The organism is Krasilnikovia cinnamomea (assembly GCF_004217545.1).
GTDB classification, from domain to species: Bacteria; Actinomycetota; Actinomycetes; order Mycobacteriales; family Micromonosporaceae; genus Actinoplanes; species Actinoplanes cinnamomeus.
This window is the reverse complement of sequence record NZ_SHKY01000001.1, coordinates 4083540-4101770: the sequence shown is the minus strand read 5'-3', so window position 1 is coordinate 4101770 and position 18231 is coordinate 4083540. Positions and strand designations below refer to the sequence as shown.

The 18231-nt window shown below is 68.4% G+C and carries 15 protein-coding genes; 7 read left to right on the top strand and 8 right to left on the bottom strand.

Annotated elements, in window-relative coordinates:
• The first annotated feature begins 305 nt into the window (after positions 1–305).
• Positions 306–1172 (top strand): GntR family transcriptional regulator, encoded by an 867-nt coding sequence (locus tag EV385_RS18530; protein WP_130510605.1) that lies wholly within the window; start codon positions 306–308, stop codon positions 1170–1172.
• The gene (locus EV385_RS18525) at positions 1169–1858 is read left to right on the top strand and encodes an HAD family hydrolase (protein WP_130510604.1); all 690 of its coding nucleotides are present in this window, start codon (positions 1169–1171) and stop codon (positions 1856–1858) included. The genes EV385_RS18530 and EV385_RS18525 overlap by 4 nt, the downstream gene beginning before the upstream one ends.
• A gap of 3 nt (positions 1859–1861) precedes the next feature.
• Here the strand turns inward: EV385_RS18525 and EV385_RS18520 are convergent, their stop codons facing one another.
• The gene (locus EV385_RS18520; protein ID WP_130510603.1) at positions 1862–4072 is read right to left on the bottom strand and encodes a hypothetical protein; all 2211 of its coding nucleotides are present in this window, start codon (positions 4070–4072) and stop codon (positions 1862–1864) included.
• A gap of 1754 nt (positions 4073–5826) precedes the next feature.
• On the opposite strand from EV385_RS18520, the gene EV385_RS18510 reads away from it, so the two are divergent.
• From EV385_RS18510 to imm45, 4 genes are all read left to right on the top strand, one after another.
• Positions 5827–6795: a TIGR03557 family F420-dependent LLM class oxidoreductase gene (locus EV385_RS18510; RefSeq protein ID WP_207229868.1), complete on the top strand. Its 969-nt coding sequence runs from the start codon at positions 5827–5829 to the stop codon at positions 6793–6795.
• Positions 6796–6816: 21 nt separating this feature from the next.
• On the top strand, positions 6817–8769 hold the full coding sequence (locus EV385_RS18505) for a TIM-barrel domain-containing protein (RefSeq protein WP_165449525.1): 1953 nt from the start codon (positions 6817–6819) through the stop codon (positions 8767–8769).
• Positions 8766–10829, top strand: a complete 2064-nt coding sequence (locus tag EV385_RS18500; protein ID WP_130510599.1) for a glycoside hydrolase family 65 protein — start codon at positions 8766–8768, stop codon at positions 10827–10829. The genes EV385_RS18505 and EV385_RS18500 overlap by 4 nt, the downstream gene beginning before the upstream one ends.
• Before the next feature lie 112 nt (positions 10830–10941).
• Entirely contained in the window at positions 10942–11439 is a 498-nt protein-coding gene (gene imm45 / locus EV385_RS18495) for an Imm45 family immunity protein (protein WP_207229867.1), read from the top strand.
• Between the two features lie 121 nt (positions 11440–11560).
• Here imm45 and EV385_RS18490 read toward each other — a convergent pair whose 3' ends face one another.
• The 5 genes from EV385_RS18490 to EV385_RS18470 form a co-directional block, all read right to left on the bottom strand.
• Positions 11561–12598, bottom strand: coding sequence for a M4 family metallopeptidase (locus EV385_RS18490; RefSeq protein WP_130510598.1), 1038 nt, complete (start codon positions 12596–12598; stop codon positions 11561–11563).
• Between the two features lie 29 nt (positions 12599–12627).
• On the bottom strand, positions 12628–12936 hold the full coding sequence (locus EV385_RS18485; RefSeq protein ID WP_130510597.1) for a protealysin inhibitor emfourin: 309 nt from the start codon (positions 12934–12936) through the stop codon (positions 12628–12630).
• A 192-nt stretch (positions 12937–13128) separates the two neighbouring features.
• Positions 13129–13788 (bottom strand): MOSC domain-containing protein, encoded by a 660-nt coding sequence (locus EV385_RS18480; RefSeq protein ID WP_130510596.1) that lies wholly within the window; start codon positions 13786–13788, stop codon positions 13129–13131.
• Entirely contained in the window at positions 13785–14627 is an 843-nt protein-coding gene (locus EV385_RS18475; RefSeq protein ID WP_130510595.1) for a GNAT family N-acetyltransferase, read from the bottom strand. Before EV385_RS18475 ends, EV385_RS18480 begins: the two co-directional genes overlap by 4 nt.
• A gap of 66 nt (positions 14628–14693) precedes the next feature.
• Positions 14694–15158 carry a DUF1707 SHOCT-like domain-containing protein gene (locus EV385_RS18470; RefSeq protein WP_130510594.1) on the bottom strand — a complete coding sequence of 155 codons (465 nt, stop codon included), beginning with the start codon at positions 15156–15158 and terminating at the stop codon, positions 14694–14696.
• 74 nt (positions 15159–15232) lie between these two features.
• On the opposite strand from EV385_RS18470, the gene EV385_RS18465 reads away from it, so the two are divergent.
• Positions 15233–15883: a class I SAM-dependent methyltransferase gene (locus tag EV385_RS18465; protein ID WP_130510593.1), complete on the top strand. Its 651-nt coding sequence runs from the start codon at positions 15233–15235 to the stop codon at positions 15881–15883.
• Positions 15884–15885: 2 nt separating this feature from the next.
• Here the strand turns inward: EV385_RS18465 and EV385_RS18460 are convergent, their stop codons facing one another.
• On the bottom strand, positions 15886–17154 hold the full coding sequence (locus EV385_RS18460) for an MFS transporter (RefSeq protein WP_130510592.1): 1269 nt from the start codon (positions 17152–17154) through the stop codon (positions 15886–15888).
• 146 nt (positions 17155–17300) lie between these two features.
• On the bottom strand, positions 17301–18224 hold the full coding sequence (gene htpX, locus EV385_RS18455) for a zinc metalloprotease HtpX (RefSeq protein ID WP_130510591.1): 924 nt from the start codon (positions 18222–18224) through the stop codon (positions 17301–17303).
• Positions 18225–18231: the final 7 nt, after the last annotated feature.

Here is an 18231-nt window from a genome sequence, read left to right as displayed (position 1 = left end):
ATGCGGCTACAGCCGCGCCGACCAGCAGAAACAGGGACATATGCACGGACCTGAGCCGTGCGCGGCGACCTTTTCGGCGGTTGCTACGGGGAGGCGCGACCCACTGAATTCAGTTCTCAAGGTGCAGCCGGATTCAGGGGTGTCGTGGCGCGCGGCAACATGTGCCGCCGTACCCGTCTTCCTGGCCGGTTGCCGTTCCTGGCTAGCCAGGTTCGACACGACCGACGCTAAGCCAGCATGGCTAGTCAGGTCAATCCCTGAGTCGGAACTTTCCCAACTTGGCTAGTCAGAGCTAGGGTGTGGGCATGGCCGCGAACTTGGACTACCTCGCTGACCTCGACCCGGACGACCCTCGACAGGCGTCACAGCAGATCGCCAACGTGCTGCGCGCCGCGATCCTCACCCGCAAACTCGCCCCAGGCGACAAGCTGCCGTCGCAGCCAGAACTCGCCAGCCGGTACGGCGTCGCGCGGGAAACCGTCAAGCGTGCCTTGGAGACCCTTCGCAGCGAGCGCCTGATCGTGAGCAGGCAGGGAAGCGGCGCTTTCGTACGGGCGCAGACCCAACGCCCGGTTGAACTGCGTCCCGTAATCCAGGCGGCGTTTGAGGAAGCACATGTGGTGGTCGACTTCGCTGGCTTCTCCGGTGAGACGCTGCGCGACGCCCTGGCCGAGACGCTTGATCTCGTGCGGGCTGGGCGCACTGCCCCGGAGACGATTTCGGTTCGCCTGCTGCTGTCGGACATGACCTCGCCGATGGCGCTGCCCGCGCTCGCCGCAACGGGCCAGGACGATCCGGCCGTCCGTAAGCGGGCCGACCGGATCACCCGGCGAGCCGCCGACGGCATCATCGACCAGGTGCATGAACTCGCCGACCTCGGGTTGGTGAAGTCTGCCCAGGTTGACGTGCGGGTGCACAGCATCGCGCCGACGTTCAAGCTCTACCTACTCAACAACCGAGAGGCGTTCTTCGGCTTCTACCCGGTTGTCGAGCGCGAGGTGACCATCGGGGGCAAGCCGGTCGGGATCTTCGACCTGATGGGCCGCGACGCGACCCTGTTCCACTACAACGTGGACGAGGACGAGGCGTCCCACGGTACTCAGTTCGTGGAGTCCTCACGGCAGTGGTTTGACTCGGTGTGGAACAGCGTCGCGCGGGAGTACCACCCGTGAGCGCAGACCGGCTTGCCAGCGTGGTCGGGGCCGGGCCATTACTGCTCGACTTCGATGGACCGGTTTGCGGCATCTTCGCGGGTCTACCAGCGCCCCATGTGGCAGCCAAGCTAATCGAGCTGTTGCGCGCTGAACGTGTCGCCCTACCGGACGACGTCGCCACCGACGTGGACCCGCTGGCCGTGATTAGGTGGACGGGCTACCACTGCAGTCGTGAGTTGACGGCTGCTGTCGAGGACGCGTTGTCCGCCCTGGAAATGCAGGCAGTCGAGTCGGCGATACCAACGCCCTATGGTCACGACGTGATCCGTTCAAGTAAGAGTGCGGGCCTGCCGGTCGCGATCGTCAGTAACAACTCGGGCCGAGCGGTTTCGGCGTACCTTGCGGCACACGAGCTGGCCGATCACGTCGTACGGGTCATCGGCCGGCCCTATGCCCGGCCGGAATTGATGAAGCCCGCGCCGGGGATGGTCCTCGACGCCGTTCGGGCGGTTGATAGCGAACCATCGGCGTGCGTGCTGGTTGGGGACTCAATGAGCGACATCATCGCGGCGCGGGCGGCCAGGGTCCGTGTCATCGGCTACGCGAACCGGCCGAGCAAGGTGACGCCATTTGCTGTCGCCGACGCCGTGATCACAACGATGGCGGATCTGGTGGAAGCGCTGTCTGCTGTGCGTCCTCAATGAGAACTACTTGGGCATCTCAACCATGTATCGCTTACCCATGTCAGTCTTTAGCTGATCTGCAAGCTTAGCCATTACGGCGTTACGGCGCGCATCATCCATTTCTTCGGCCTCCGCGACCTCTTTCATGATCTGGTGAAAGGCCCCAGCGTCCATCCGACGCGACAAGTTGATGCCCAGCAGACTGGGGAAGACGTTACCGAACGTATTCCGCGCCGCTGCCACACTCGGAGCAAAGCTTAGGAAGTTCAAGAGGAAATCCGGCCTCATCATGTACCTTACATTGTTGTTTTCACGTTCCAGCTCCTTGGTGTGACGAAGGATCCGAGTTTCCTGCGTCAACCACCAGGTGTTGTATCCGAATTCGCTAACGTGGGCAACTTCCCCTTGCTTCTTTCGCTCGCCATAGACTGCACAGGCCAAGAGCGCATCATTCCGCGCCAACCGCGGATCGGATTTCGTCGACGACGTAAGGAGCAACTCCGCGATATGCTCAACCGTTCCGCTATCAGTTAGCTTCTGAAGGTCCTCTTTACTCTGGTATTGCATGCTGAAGTCATACTGTAGGTAGTGTCTAAACTGTTCTTCCGCTCCGACGCTGTGCAGCTCACGATAGTCACAGAAGCTCTCAATATATTTGGCCCAGCTCGCTGGCTTTGCAAGTTCCTCACGAGGGTCTAGGCGGGCGTAAAGATACGCTCGAATAAGGATCTTAGGAACATTTGCCGCAATAAGCGGAGTAACTCGATGCTCTATGCGTTGAATGTGGTTCTTGAATTCGAGGTCGCTGGCCCGAATGTGGCTTACCACTTCTTCCAACACCGGTTGAGTGAGGATCAGTCGTGTCCCTGCCTTGGCGGCAAAGATCAGCACGTTCTTGGTTAGCTGATCCTTTTCAGGAAGGAATCGCTCGCTCAGAGCTCTAACGAGTAGATCGCTCCCCACGTAGAGTTTGAAACCAGCCGCCATGTCCTGGAAATACTGAACCAGGCGCGGGTCTGTATTTAGGACGAAAAGCAAGGCGTACGTGCGCGCGAGCTTCGATAGATAGGTTCGCTCCTCCTGCGTAGAATCATAGAAGCAACCGCGTACCGTCGTTAGGCAAGCAGCTCCCATTTCAGCCGCGCGCTTTCCTGTCACGCCTCCCTCGGCAAGGGCTTCCCGTACGGCATCTGCCATTGTCGGATACTCGGTGGCTCTTTCCTTCGTGATGAAATGCGAAAACTCCAGACCTTCACGCTCAAATGCCAGTTGAAACGCTCTCAAGGTGAGTTCGGCAAGTTTGCGTAAGTCCCGCTCGCCGAGTTCGGCGAAATTCTTCGAGGCGCGATTGTACAGACCGTCAAGAACTTCGAGTCTCAACGCCTCATCCTGGGTATTCTCGTCCGTAATAGCTTCCCGGGTCTCGAACGGTAAGCAGAACTTCTTTTCGCTGCGGTACCAATTGACTTTCCTTCCGTCGGGACGCGATTTGCTCGAAAGCGACTCCAATCGGCCCTGAACGTGTCCTTTAACCAACGACGCAGCCGCAGGAAGCTCGCCCAGTATCTTTTGCTCCACCTCCTCGACTGTCATGAATTTTCCAAGATCCGGATCTGTGCCCTCCAGCGCCCAAAGCGCGAGACTATCGAGGACGGAATTCACGAGAGATTGATTACCAGCCCTCCGATCAAGCTCTTGCCGAAGGAATACATAGACGGCCGGAGACCTTACATGCACGCTTGGAGCGACAACCTGACTTGCACCCACGCTTTTTAGAAAATCCGTTAGGTGACGGAGGTGCTGATCGAAAGCTGACCTGGTCCGAACATCCGCGTTAATCTGACTGGCAATATATGCCCCATCTCTGATGCGAATAGAAACCTCCAATTCCTCCTCTAGGTCACTCTCCACTGTATCGATGTGGCGAATCACTCGCGACGTTAAATACACAAGCGATCGTGGTTTTCGGCCAAATTCCTTAAGGCGAGCTACTGTATGCCTTATCTTTGCCCGGAAGTCCTCCTGGACACTTGCTTGATAGAAGACACTGGCGGATCCACCCCTTTCGTAAACCCGGTCGCCGCCAAATGCATCCGCGCCCCCATCCTTCACGCCACCCAGCGGAAAGAACTCTGCACCAGCAAGACTCGGGTAGAAGTCATTTACGAACCGCTCAAAGGTGGATCCATCAACCCTAGCAAGGGCAATCCCGACTAGCTCCGTGTTGATTGCCATCGCGGGCCTCCTAAGTGGATAAGGGGATTCGATTATCGCAGATAGTGGCGAAGAAAAGAGGAACTCCGCAAGCCCAGTTTCAGTATTCAGCCATTTGAGGGGTTCAAGTACTAATTGGCTCCACTAGCTGGTTGGCCCGCTGCCGCACAGAACGCACGACGGGCGAACGTCGGATCTCGATCATCGGGAAGACCGGTTGGATGCCCTGCAGGCACAGACTGCGTGCTGTTGTGTCCCCGGTGTCCCCGGTGTCCCCGGTGCCACGGTGAGCTGGGAACAGGCAGGGGTCACCCCAGGGACAGCCGCCCCGGCCAGCTCGGCGCAGAGACGATCTTCCGTGTGCGCTTCAACGGGTTCGACGGCAAATGTGCGGCAACGGTCGGCAGAGGTTCGGCGTTTGCACAGCTCAACGCGGATGCGCCCGGCGCTCTGTAAATCCGTCGCGAAAGCTACAGAGGTTCGAATCCTCTACCCGCCACCACCAGACAGATCGGCCCCTGACCAGCGGAAACGTCGGTTAGGGGCTTTCTTCATCTGCGAGTGTCATTGACCGCCGTTAGCCTTGGTAGACCGGCCCATCGGGCACGTAGCGGGCACGGCGCGGCACCCAGCCGCATGGGCCCTGCCCGGGAAAACTAAGTGCACAGCCCCCTCGCCGGTCCTATGGTCCCGCTGTGGGACAGCGACATGACCGGCTGCGTCGGGAAATTGGCCAGTTCATGAGGGAGTATGGCCGTCAGTCACGGAAGCGCAATGGGATGGATCCCAACGATCGCCACTACAGCGTGGAGCTGGAGTCGCAGATCAAGCGCATGAGCCCGGAGGATCTAGACCGATTGCTCCGCGATGTTGACGACGACGAAGAGTAGGCGCCACACTGCCGCCATCCCCCGACCGGTGCCAGGACTGCGGCGTCCCGCCCGGGGCCAAGGCTGGCCGCAGGCCATCGCGTCAGCGACGCGGCAGCGGCCTTGACGCCGGGTGGGTGGCGTAGAGGATCAGGCACCGGGGGATGGCCACGCCCTGGTCCTCACGCTCGACCGAAGCGCAGAGCGACCCATCGGCATCCGAGGGCAAGCCAGCTTGCTATCGCGGCAGCCGATCGCCCCGACCTCGACGGCGCTCGGCTATCCAGGCGATCGTCACGGCTCCGCTCCCCAACAGGCCACCGCCAAGTGAGGCAAGCACGAATGACGGGGCCCGCAAGCGCGGACCCCGTCTCAAGCTAGTGCGGGCGCAAGTGACGGAAACTCCCGGTGTCCGACACCCGATCGCCCGTCTGTGCAGCACCGGGATTGCAGCCGCAAGCAAGGATGCGTCGCCTGGTGCGGCGCGCCGCGGCGCGCGATGCCGGCCGGAGGCCGCCAGCAGCGGGCCGCGAGCGCGCGCGGTGCGCCGCGCTTGCGCGGCGCCTTGATCCTGAAAAGGCTAAATCGGCAGAACCTCGGTGTGCTACGTGTCCTCGGTCCGGTCTCATGACCTGGGCGACAGATTGGTGTCAGGACCTGAGCGACACCACGGCTGCATGGTGCATCACGGTCTGTGATGTGCCAGCGCCGGACGAGGACCGATCAGCGGCCAGATTTGTGCGGCTGGAACTGGCTGAGCCCGACGACGGATGCGTCCGGGGCGTCCCTTTGAGCTCCCGCCATGCTGACGGTTGTTCCGCGACGACCAGGACGAAGTCGGCCGCGTGAGTCAACGGTCAGCGGGTACTACCAACTGCGTCCGCGAAGCCACCCCCGGTCTGACGGATGGAGCCCGTCTTGGTAGAGCTCGGCTACTCACTCTCCTGCGAGGAGCACGGGGCGTCGGATCTGGTTCGGTTCGCCGCGCGTGCGGAGCAGGCGGGCTTCGGCTACGCCTCCATCTCTGACCACTTCCATCCCTGGATCGGCGTTCAAGGGCAGAGCCCGTTCGTCTGGAGCGTGCTCGGTGGGATTGCGTGCGCGACCAGCACGCTGCGGGTCGGCACCGGGGTCACCTGCCCGACCCGCCGGTATCACCCTGCGATCGTGGCGCAGGCGGCCGCGACAGTGGCCACGATGATGCCCGGGCGCTTCTATCTCGGCGTCGGCACCGGTGAGGCCCTGAACGAGCACGTGGTCGACCCGGCCTGGCCGGCCCACCCCCGACGGGCGGAGATGCTCGAGGAGGCGGTCGAGGTCATCCGGCGGCTGTGGTCCGGGGAGGTGGTGACGCACTACGGCGCGCACTACGTAGTCGACTCCGCGCGGCTGTACACGCTGCCCGCGCAGCCGCCACCGCTCGTCGTCGCGGCTGGCGGGCCTCGTGCGGCGGAGCTGGCTGGGCGGGTCGGGGACGGTCTGATCAACTTCACGCCGGACCCCGACGTGGCGGCCCGGTTCCGGGACGCCGGCGGCGGCGACAAGCCCCGCTACGTGCAGTACAACGTCTGCTGGGCCCAGGACGAGGCGGAGGCCCGGCGCACGGCCCACCGGGTTGTACCGATCGTGGCCCTCCCCGGTGAGCTGAATCAGCAACTGCCGAGGCCGTTCGACTTCGAGCAGGCGTCCACCGTCGTCACGGAGGACGCGATCGCGGAGGTGGTGGTCTGCGGCCCGGACCCCCAGAAGCACATCGAGGGCATCCAGAGCTGCGTCGACAACGGCTACGACCATGTACACGTTTACCAGGTCGGCCAGGACCAAGAGGGCTTCTTCCGGTTCTACCAGAAGGAGATCCTGCCGCACTTCCGGTGACGGATGGTGAGGGATCGGCGGATGGAGCAGTGCGCGGGCGCCCTGCGCGAGTACCGGCTGCAGGGCGCGACCCTGATGGCCGAATACGGCGGACCGGTGCTCGCCGTGACCGTCGTCCAGGAGGGCGTCGTCCGGATCCGGTTGGCGCCACAGGGCTCGTTCGCCCTCCGCCGCTCGTGGTCGCCCCTCCCGCCGGACGACGCCGTCCCGCCACCGGCTGTGCAAGTGACGGAGCGCGGGAACGCGGTGGAGCTGCGCTCCGACATGCTCGCCGTTCGGCTGGAGCCGAACGGCTGCCGGGTGAGCGTCCGCGACCCGCGGACCGGTCAGGTCCTGCTGGACGACGGCCCGGACGGCGGCCCTCGCTGGACGGATCCGCCGGGCCCGTCCCGTTGGCAGCACCGGATGCCGGCGGGGGAGCACCACTTCGGCTTCGGCGAGCGCACCGGTCCGCTGGACAAGCGGGGGCGACGGTATTCCTTCTGGTGCACCGACCGGTTCGAGGAACAGGGGCCGGGCACCGACGAGCTGTACAAGGCGATCCCGTTCTCCCTGGTGATGGACGCCGCCGGGCGGTCCCATGGCCGACTACTGACCGTCGACCCGGGGGTCAAGCACGATCCGGAGGGCGGGTACCCCGTCTACACCCAGGGCGTCGAGGTCGGATGCTTCCTGCGCGACGGCGGTGGCGAGGATGCCGGCCTGCTGCTGCGCTACGTGTGGCCCGGCCTGTGCGCCTTCCCCGACTTCTCGCGGGCCGAGATACGGGACTGGTGGGCCGGCTGGCACTCGGTCGCGACGGACGCCGGCGTCCGGTGCGTGGTCGACGACATGAATGAGCCGTCCATGCGGGACCGTCCGATCGAGGACCCGGTCGCCCGGCGGGTCGAACCACCACTGGACACCCCGCACGGAATGGACGCGGAGCGCACCACCCACGCCGAGGTACACAACGTCTACGGGATGCTGCAGGCCACCGCCAGCGCCCACGCGCTCGCGAGGGCCTTCCCGGACGAGCGGACCCTGGTGCTGACCCGGGCCGGCTTCACCGGGGTGCAGCGGCTCGCCGCGGTGTGGACCGGCGACAACGCCAGCTACTGGGAGCACCTGGCGATGTCCCTGCCGCAGCTGCTGAACCTCGGACTGTCCGGGGTGTCGTTCGCCGGCGCGGACATCGGCGGCTTCTTCGCCGACTGCGGCCCGGAACTGCTCGCTCGCTGGTACCAGCTGGGCGCCTTCTACCCGCTGGCCCGCAGCAACGGGTCGAAGGAGTGCGCCGAACAGGAGCCGTGGACGTGGGGTCCCAACATCGAGGCGGTCTGCCGGCGCGCGATGGCGCTGCGGTACCGGCTGCTGCCCTACCTCTACACGGTCTTCGAGGAATCGGCCCGCACCGGGGCGCCGGTGCTGCGGCCGCTGCTCTACCACCACGGCGCCGACCGGCAGGCCCGGCTCTGCGACGACCAGGCGATGCTGGGGGAGGACCTGCTCGTCGCGCCGGTGCTGCGTCCGGGCCGTGAGGGGCGCAGCGTCTACCTGCCCGCCGGGCTGTGGTACCCGCTGGCCGGCGGGGCCGCTCGTCGCGGACCGGGTCGGGTGCCGGCCGCCGCGCCACTGGACGGCGACCCGCCGGTGTACGTGCGCGGCGGTGCGGTGCTGCCGACCGGCCCGGAGCTGCTGTGGACCGGCCAGCGCCCGCTCGACCCGCTGACAGTCTCGGTCCACCCGGACGAGCACGGCCGTGCCGGAGGCCGCCTCTACGAGGACGACGGGCACACCACCGCACACCGCTCCGGGGCGAGCGCGACCACCGTGTTCGCCTACCGCGACGGCGTGCTGCGCGCCGACCGCGACGGCGAGCACACGCCCCCGCCTCGCGCCGTCCGGGTGCTCGTGCACGGCCCGGACGGCGCGGTCGGGGAGCACCGGAGACACCGCGACGATCCCCACTGGCGCCTGGGAGGCACGAAATGAGCGAACCGATCAACCCCGACCCGGTGCGCGAATGGCGCTTCGACCACGTGCCGGTCTACGTGTCCAACGGGCTGATCGGGCTGCGGTTCGAGGCGGCACCGCTGCGCGGCGTGGCCACGGTCAACGGCTTCGTCGGCCCGGACCCCCGTGAGGAGGTGGAGTCGATGCTGCCCGTCCCTTACCCGCTGGCCGGCGACGTGGTGGTCGACGGGACCCCGATCTCGTCGGCCCCGGCGGGGGCGCTCCTGCGCGAGCAGCGGTACGACTTCACCCGCGGCGAGGTGCGCACCGCGCTGACCTTCGCCACGGGGGGCGTGCGCGCCAACGTCGACATCCTCACGGTCTGCAACAAGGTGTTCCCGACGATCGCCATGCAGGAGGTGACCGTCCGGGTCGACGCCGGTTGCGAGCTCGAGCTGACCGCCGGCGTGGACGCCAGCGGGCCGCTGGGCATCCCGTTCCTGGCCGAGCTGGGCTCGGGCGGCCGGTACGGCTCCGCGGACGGCGTGCTGGGCTGGCGCGGGCCGGGCGAGATGTCCTCCTGCGCCATCGCCTGGGCGACCGAGCTCGCCGGCGCCGAGGGCTGCACCCCGGAGTTCCGGCACACCGTCACGGGCAACACGGCGACCGCCTACCGGGTCACCGCGCAGCCCGGGCGGGCGTACCGGCTGCGCCAGCTCTCCAGCGTGGTGACCGACGCCTTCCACTGGGAGCCGCACCTGCACGCCGTCCGGATGCTCGACGACGCGCGGCAGCGCGGCTTCGACGCGCTGCTCGCCGAGCACTCCGAGAGATGGGCGCAGCTGTGGCGCGGCCGCATCGAGCTGACCGGCGCGCCGAGCCGGTGGCAGGCGCTGACCGACGCAGCGTTCTTCTACCTGCACACCTCCGTGCACCGCGCCTCGCCGAGCCACACCTCACCGTTCGGCATGGCCTACTGGCCGGACTACCACTACTACCGCGGCCACGTGATGTGGGACATCGAGACCTTCGCGGTGCCGGCCTTGCTGCTCAGCCAACCGGACGCGGCGCGGGGGCTGCTGGGCTACCGCCGTTCCCGCCTGGGTGGCGCGCGTTCCAACGCCGAGGCGCAGGGATACGCCGGGGCGCAGTTCCCGTGGGAGAGCGGCCCCCGCACCGGCCAGGAGGCCACCCCGATGGGCGGGGAGGCCCCGGGCACGGAGCACCACGTCAGCGCGGACGTGGCGTTGGCCTTTGCCCAGTACGTGCACGCCACCGGGGACGACGAGTTCGCTCGCGGGGCGGCCTGGCCGGTGCTGGCCGAGGTCGCCCGGTGGGTGGCCAGCCGCGTGCGGCGCACCGGGCGGGGCTACGAGATCCAGCGGGTGCAGGGGGTCGCCGAGACCGGGGCGCCGGTGGACAACAACGCCTTCGTCAACATGTCGGCGGCGATGGCGCTGCGCGAGGCGGCAGCTCTCGCCGCTGCGCTCGGCTTCCGTGCGAACGACGTGTGGACCCGCATCGCCGACGGCCTCGTGCTGCCCCGGAACTCCGACGGCGCGATCGTCAACCACGACGACTACCGGCCGGACGAGCGGATGGGCGACACCCCGGAGGCCGCCGCCGGGCTCTTCCCCGCCGGCTATCCGGTCGACCCGGAGACGGAACGGCGCACCTTGTCCGCGGCCGTCGGCAACGTCGACGGATATCTGGGCTCACCCATGCTCTCGGCCCTGGCCGGTGTGTATGCGGCGCGACTCGGGGAGCGGGACCGGGCGCTCGAGCTGTACGAGCGCGGCTTCGCCGAGTTCGTGCAGCAGCCGCACTCCGTCGTCACCGAGTACAGCCCCTCGGTCTACCCGGACAAGCCACGCGCCGGGCCGTTCATCGCCAACATCGGCGGCTTTCTGACCGGTTGCCTGTACGGGCTCACCGGGATGACCCTGCGCGAGGGGGATCCCGCCGGCTGGTGCGGCCGACCGGTGACGATGCCCCAGGGCTGGGACGGCGTGCACGTCAAGCGGCTGTGGGTCCGCGGACGGCCGGCGACGCTGACGGCTGTCCACGGTGAGGACCGCGCGCGGCTGGATCTCGCGTGACCGAGGACTCCGCGGCGCCATCGACGACAGCAGGTGGTTGGTTCGCCCCCGCGACCGTGCCCGACTGCGACCTGCTGATCCGGCCAACGACCGGATCACTCTCGACTTCGGCGTGAAGGAAACCGCACGGCTCATCTCGGCCTCGGTCGACGCGCGGCGCCTTTGCTATTGTGCGGGGCCGCAAATAGGCGCGGGTGTGCCGGAGAAGGACGGGACCGTGAAACACCAAGGCAAGGTTGCCACGCCAAGGGTCAGCGCGGCGGCGTGGACGGAGCTGACCGGGTACCGCGCCGAGTATCTCAGCCGCGGCACCGTTCTGCGCTGTCCGGCCGATTACCCGTACGAGTCCGTCGTGGACTTCCTGCTGATCGAGGATCTCGAGTCGCCGAGCGGCTTCTCGTTGCTCGTGGCGACTGGGTACAAGGCCGGGATCACACTCGTGCGACTGCCGGCAGAGGCCCTGCTACTCCGCGATGGGATACGGGCCGTTGACCGCGCATGGCTGGTGGCGAACTGGAACGCCTGGATCTACGAGCGCGGGCCGGAGGGCGTTCTCGTGGCCGAGAACTATCTGGCCATTGACGACCCCGGGGACCGCGACCACGGGTAGCGTGACAGTCGCTCACCGGCGAGGACGCCGTAAGGCAGAGGACACCAGTCCCCCAAGACCCAATGAGCAGGGAAACCAGGGGACATCCTCTGTTTCAGCCGATCCGTCCTGTGCGCCGGCGTCAGGTGCTGATGCCCACCCGGGCCCAGGCGTCGTGAATCCGCTGGCGCCCGCCGGAGCCGAACAGGGCCTCCGCCTTCTGGACGGTCAGCCGGGCGAAATCCAGAAAACCGGCGTTGCTGGACAACGACCGGTCGGTGAGCGCGCTATACCAGACCCGGCCGGCCTTCTCCCAGGCGTACCCGCCGAAGTTCAGCGCCGCCAGGTAGAACGCATGGTTGGGGATTCCGGAATTGATGTGGACGCCGCCGTTGTCCTGTCGCGTGGTCACATAGCCGTCCATCGTCGCCGGTTGCGGATCCTTGCCCACCAGCGGGTCCTCGTACGCCGTTCCCGGTGCCTTCATCGAGCGCAGTGCCGCCCCCCGGATGCGCGGCGCCCACAGTCCGGCCCCGATCAGCCAGTCGGCCTGCTCGGCGGTCTGCCGGGGGAACGCGTGATACTGCTTGACCAGCGAGCCGAACACATCCGACATGGACTCGTTGAGGGCACCCGACTGATTCCGGTACGCGAGCGCGGCCGTGTACTGCGTGACGCCGTGGGTCAACTCATGACCGATGACGTCGACGGCGATGGTGAACCGGTTGAATATGTCGCCGTCGCCGTCGCCGAAAATCGCCTGCCCGCCGTCCCACATCGCGTTGTTGAAGTCGGTCGAGTAATGGACGGTGCCGATCAGGTCGAGGCCGGCATCGTCGATGGAGTTGCGCGAGTACACCTGGTTGTAGAGGTCGAGCGTCGTGCTGAAACCGTCGTACACCTCGTTCACGCTGACGTCCGCGCTGGCGGGATCGCCCTCGCCGCGGACCAGCGTGCCGGGCAGCGAGGTGGTGTTCCCGGCGTCGTAGACCCGGCGATGCGCGGTGAGGTCCGCCGCCGGGTGCGGGGGTGCGGTGGGGGCCTCCGCCCGGTCGGCCCGGACCGTCGCGTCGACGCTCAACGTGGCGGCCGCCCAGGCCCGCTGTTCCGGGGTTCCGTTGGCCTCGATGGCCTCCAGAACGTGCGGGGGAACGATGCATTGAACGCGGTTTCGCATCATGGTGACTCCTGGCGGGGATGGGGATCGGGTTACCGTCCTCGGGCAATCGCCTCCAGCCGTTTGACGAGAGCGTCGAGGGCCGGGTCGAGAGTCAGATCGGTGAACGCCAGGACATCGGTCCCGCGCCGGCCGCCGATAATGAGGCGATACGTTCGCCCGTCGGCGGCGCCGGCAGCGGGGGGCGTTTGGGGGACCCGGCGCGCGCGGCGGACGGTGTCCACCAACCGCTCCAGTTCCGATGCCATTTCCCGGGACAGTTCGTCGGTCTCCACCACCACGTCGCCGGACAACGCCGGAACGGCCGCGAATCCACCCGAGCGTTCGAGGACGATCTTCATGGGATCACCACCTCGCACCTCAAGCACAATCCGCCCAGGCTGCGCCGTCAAGACCAATCGCGAAATTATCCGCCAGAAGCGTCACCGAATCGCCAATCTTGACGAATCGGCGCTCGGCGCCGCACCATTTGCCGATATCGAAGGGAGTCGACAGAACGGTCCGGAAACGGTCTGGGCTGGATGAGAAACGGCTCAGAGCCGTAGCCGTTTACGTATGTCCGCCCGCAGACCGTCGCCGATTCCCTCCGTCTCCAGCAGGCGCGGCAGTTCCCCCGGATCGTGCATCCAGATGCGGAACGCGTCGGCGATGCTGACCCCGTTGGCGGGACGGTCCACGACCTCCACCCGGTCGCCGGCCCGGACGTCGCCGGGGTGCACCACGCTGAGGTAGGCGCCGGGCCGGTTCTCCGCGGCGAACCGCTTCACCCAGTGCGGCTCGCTCATCTTGGCCTGGAACGTCATGCAGGGGATCCGGCCGAACGTGGTGCGCAGCAGCAACTGCTCTCCGATCCGCCAGGTCTCGCCGACCAGCGCGCCGTTGACGTCCACCCCGGCCGTGGTCAGGTTCTCGCCGAAGAGCCCGCCGGGCAGGCTGCGGCCCAGCTCCCGCTCCCACCAGTCGTAGTCCTCGCGGGCGTACGCGTACACGGCCTGGTCGTCGCCGCCGTGGTGTTTGATGTCGAAGATCTGGTCGCCGACCAGGCCGCTGTGCAGGCCGGTCGTCTTGGGGCCGGGCGCGCGCACGGCGACGGGGTGCTCGACCGGCACCTTGTTGATGCCGGTGGTTCCGGCGCCCTTCGGGCCCGGCTCGGGCACCGCCAGATTGACCGAGATGACTCTGCCGACGCTCATGCCGCGAATTCCATCACGACGCGATCCTCCACCGGCCGGTAGCCCAGCCGCTGGTACAGGGCGTTGCTCGTGGGGTTGGCCAGATCGGTGAAGAGCACCACGTCCGTCGCGCCGGCGTCGGCCGCCGCGCGGCTCACCACGGAGACCACCGCACCGGCGTAGCCGCGGCCGCGCCGCTCGCGCGGGGTGTACACCGCCAGCACCCGCACCATGCCGGCCTCCGGGCGGGTCGTGCCCGCCATGGACACCGGCTCGCCGTCGATCTCCCACAGGGTCAGGCCACCGTACGCGAGCTTGTCGTCGACGACGGAGCCGCTGTCGCGGACGGACTCGCCCACCTCGTCGTGGAAGGCCTCGATCCAGCGCACCAGCAGGTCGCGGTCGCCCGGGCCGGCCACCCGGGCCCGTCCGGGCGGGTGCGGGTCCGGCGGGGTCAGCGTGCCGAGCCGGAACAGTCTGGTCCGTACCCGCGGCGTGCCCGTGGCTCCGGTGCGGCGCTGCCATTCCCCCACGAAGACCTCCGCGTCGGCCGCGCGGGCGTTCACGCCGGAGAGCGCACGCCCGGCGAGCATCTCGGCCAGGGCGGGGACGGCCGGCGCGGGCATCGCGGTCAACAGCAGCGGGTACGGCGGGGTCTGCAGATAGGCCCCGGACACCGCGCCGTCGGTGCCCCGCCACCAGCCGAAGATCGGGTCGTCGGGCCCGTACGTATGCGGGCCGTTGAGCTCCAGCGAGCGCACCAGGGTGAGGGGGACGCTGTGCTCGACCGGCCGGGACCGCAGGTAGTCGCCCGCCGCCGCCGCGAACTCCGCCACGCTGTCGGTGTTGTGCCACGTCATGCGCCCATCCTGGTCGGCGGGCGCCAGCGGGCGCACGCCATTTCCCGCACCGGACGCAGGGGCGGCTCAGTCCTGGCGGCGCCGGATCACCTGCACCCCGACGGTGACGGCGGCCAGTGCGGCACCGGGCACGAGCAGCCAGACCGGCCACACGTAGACGCCGGAACCGACCGTCACGGCGACGATCAGCCACACCGCCACGTTCACGGCGGCCAGTGCACCCCACACCGTCCACAGCACCATCAGCGCGGTCGGCATCTGCCGGGCCGCGCGGCGGGCCTCGGCGGCGCGGCGGGCGCTCACCTCCGTGGCGCTCAGCCCGGGCTGCGGCAGGTCGGCGGTCAGCTCCAGCAGATCCGCGTACGTGCGGGCCGCGTACGCGTCGCGGACCCGGTCGTCGTACTCGGCCAGGCTGAGCCGCCCCTCGTCCAGCGCCGCCTTCAGCCGGTCGGCGATCTGCTGCCGGTCGGCGTCCGACGCCCGCATGGTGTCGACGCGCTGTTCCGGTCGACGCGCGACTTCCTTGGCCATCCAACGCTCCTTCACAAGCCCCGCAGTTCGCGCCAGGCTATCCAAGAGGGCTCTGTTGACAACAGGAGACACCGATGAGGCTGCGAGACGGTGACCCGACCGGGTACGACGAGGTGACCGCCCGCCTGCGCTCGTCGTACGACGCGGGGGCGGAATTGCGGGACGGCATGGACAAGCAGTACTGGAAGCTGGCGGAGCGCGAGGCGTTCCTCGACCGGCTGCGGGCGATCGGGGCACGGACGCTGCTGGAGATCGGCGCGGGCACGGGCGAGGACGGACTCTTCTTCCGCGACGAGGGGGGCCTGCGGGTGGTCGTGGTGGACCTCGCGCCCGCCATGGTGGAACGCTGCCGGGCCAAGGGGCTGGAGGCGTACGTCCGGGACTTCCTGAACCTGGGATTCCCGGCGTCCGCGTTCGACGCCGTGTATGCGATGAACTCGCTGCTGCACGTACCCAATGCGGATCTTGGCGCCGCGTTGCGCGCCGTCCGCGACGTGCTCGAGCCGGGCGGCCTGGGCTACCTCGGAATGTACGGCGGGCAGGCCGCGCAGGGTGTCGCCGAGGACGACGTCCAGGAGCCCACGCGGTTCTTCGCGTTCCGCACCGACGAGCAGATTCTGCGGGCCGCCGCGGCGGCGTTCGAGATCGTCGACTTCCACACCGTGACCGACGGCGAGATCCGCTTCCAGGCGCTCACGGTGGCCCGGGCGGCCGAGACGGCCTGACCTCAGGCGGTCTCGGCGGCCAGGGCGTGCCGGATCCGGTCGGCCGCGTGCCGGTCGGCCCGTGCCATCGAACCGGCGGGCAGCGCCGCCACCAGCGCGGACACCGCGAGCACCCCGGCCGCGAAGACGAACGCCCACGGCAGGCCGCCGGGCTGGTCCACGATCGCGCCGGAGACCGCGCCACCGGCCGCGCTGCCCGCGACCGAGACGGTGACCACCCAGGTGTACGCCTCGTTCATCATCGACGGCGGGGCGAGCCGCCCGACCAGGTTGGTCTCCACGGTCAGCGCGGGGGCGATGGTCGCTCCGCCGATCACCAGGGCCACGCCGAGCGCCATCGGGTTCGGCATCACCGCCAGCGCGACGAAGCTCGCCGACACGGCGGCCAGCAGCCAGGCCAGCTGGCGGGGCAGCGCCATCGCGGGCTTGCGGGTGCCGAACGCGAGCCCGCCGATCGCCGAGCCGATGCCCCAGACGCCCAGCAGCACGCCGCCCAGGGCATCACCGCCGCCGTGCTGACCGGCGTACGCGGGAACGATCACCCCGGCCGCGCCGAACGCGGTGCCGAGCGCGCCGACGCAGACCAGCAGCGCGGGGAAACCGGGCATGCGCAGCGGGCCGAGGCCGCGGGCGGCGTCGTCCTCGGCGTGCCGCCGGGCCTGCCGCATGATCGGCAGCCGGGCCATCCACAGCGTGCCCACGAACGTGGTCACGGCGGAGGCGACCAGCGCCGCCGACGGCTCGTGGGTGGCCACCACGAACCCGGCGACCAGCATCGGGCCCACGACGAACACCAGCTCGAACAGCGACGTCTCGGCGGCCATCGCGGCGCCGCGCAGGTGGTGCCGCCCGCTGGCGACGTCGGTCGCGTCGGTCCAGGCCCGGCGGACCGCGGCGGTCAGCGGCGGGTACGTCGCCCCGGCCGCGGCCGCCGCCACGATGATCAGGGGCAGCGCGGACTCACCGCCCCGGCTCACGATCAGCAGGGCGGCCAGCGCGAGCGGGTGCAGCACGGCCGTGACCAGCAGCACCGGGGCCGGGCCGATGCGGTCCGCGAGGCGACCGGCGACGGGGCTGAGCGCGGCGCCCGCGAGCGCGTACATGCCGCCCGCCAGGCCTGCGGCCGCGTAGCGGCCGGTGGTCTGCTGGACGAGCAGGAGCAGCGCCAGCGGGGTCATGCCGATGCCGAGGCGGGCGAGGATGCCGATCACCAGCAGAGCCCGTCCGCCTGGCAGTTGCCACACGCCAAGGTACTGACGCAACGCGGTCACGGGGTCCACCTCCGGAGATCGGTAACGAGCGAACGAGCTTTCGACGCTAACCGTCGGCGGGGTGGGACCGCCTCTGAATTCGAGGGGCTGTCACGGACGTCACCCCGCCGCCCGGGCTGGGCGACGGGGTGAGGTGGAGCCGGTTGTCAGCGCACGTACTGGACGGGGCCGGTGGAGCTGGCCGCCAGCTCGTGCAGGCGGCGGACGCGCTCCTCCATCGGCGGGTGCGTCGAGAACAGCGACGCCAGGCCGCCCGCGCGCAGCGGGTTGGCGATCATCAGGTGGGCCGAGGTGGCCAGCTGGCCGTCGGCGGGCAGCGGCAGGCGCTGGGCGCCGTACTGGATCTTCTGCAGGGCGCTGGCCAGGGCGAGCGGGTCACGGGTCAGCGCCGCGCCCGACGCGTCCGCCTGGAACTCCCGGTTCCGGCTGATCGCCAGCTGGATGATCGAGGCGGCCAGCGGGCCGAGGATCAGCATGAGCAGCAGCACGGCCGGGTTCGGGGCGTCGTCGTCGTCCGAGCCGCCGAGCGGCAGGAAGAACGCCAGCTGCGCGACCATCGTGACGATGCCCGCCAGCGCCGCCGCGACGCTGGAGATGAGGATGTCCCGGTTGTAGACGTGCGACAACTCGTGGCCGATCACGCCGCGCAGCTCCCGGCGGTCCAGCAGCTGCGTGATGCCCACGGTGACCGCGACCGCCGCGTGGCGCGGGTTGCGCCCGGTCGCGAACGCGTTGGGCTGCATGGCCGGGCTCACGTACAGGCGGGGCATCGGCTGGCGTGCCTCGGTCGCCAGCTCGCGGACGATCTCGTACAGGGCGGGGAACTCGGCCTCGGTGACCGGCCGGGCCCGCATCGAGCGCAGGGCGATCTTGTCGGAGAAGAAGTAGGTGCCGGCGTTCATCGCCAGCGACACGACGACCGCGAGGACCAGCCCGGCGCTGCCGCCGAGCCAGTAGCCGACGGCGAGAATCATGGCGGTGAGCAGACCCAGCAGAGCGGCCGTCTTGAGACCGTTGTGGTGGCTGTGCACGATCACTCCTTCAGCACGCGAGCCGGGTTTGGCCCGCATCCCAGGC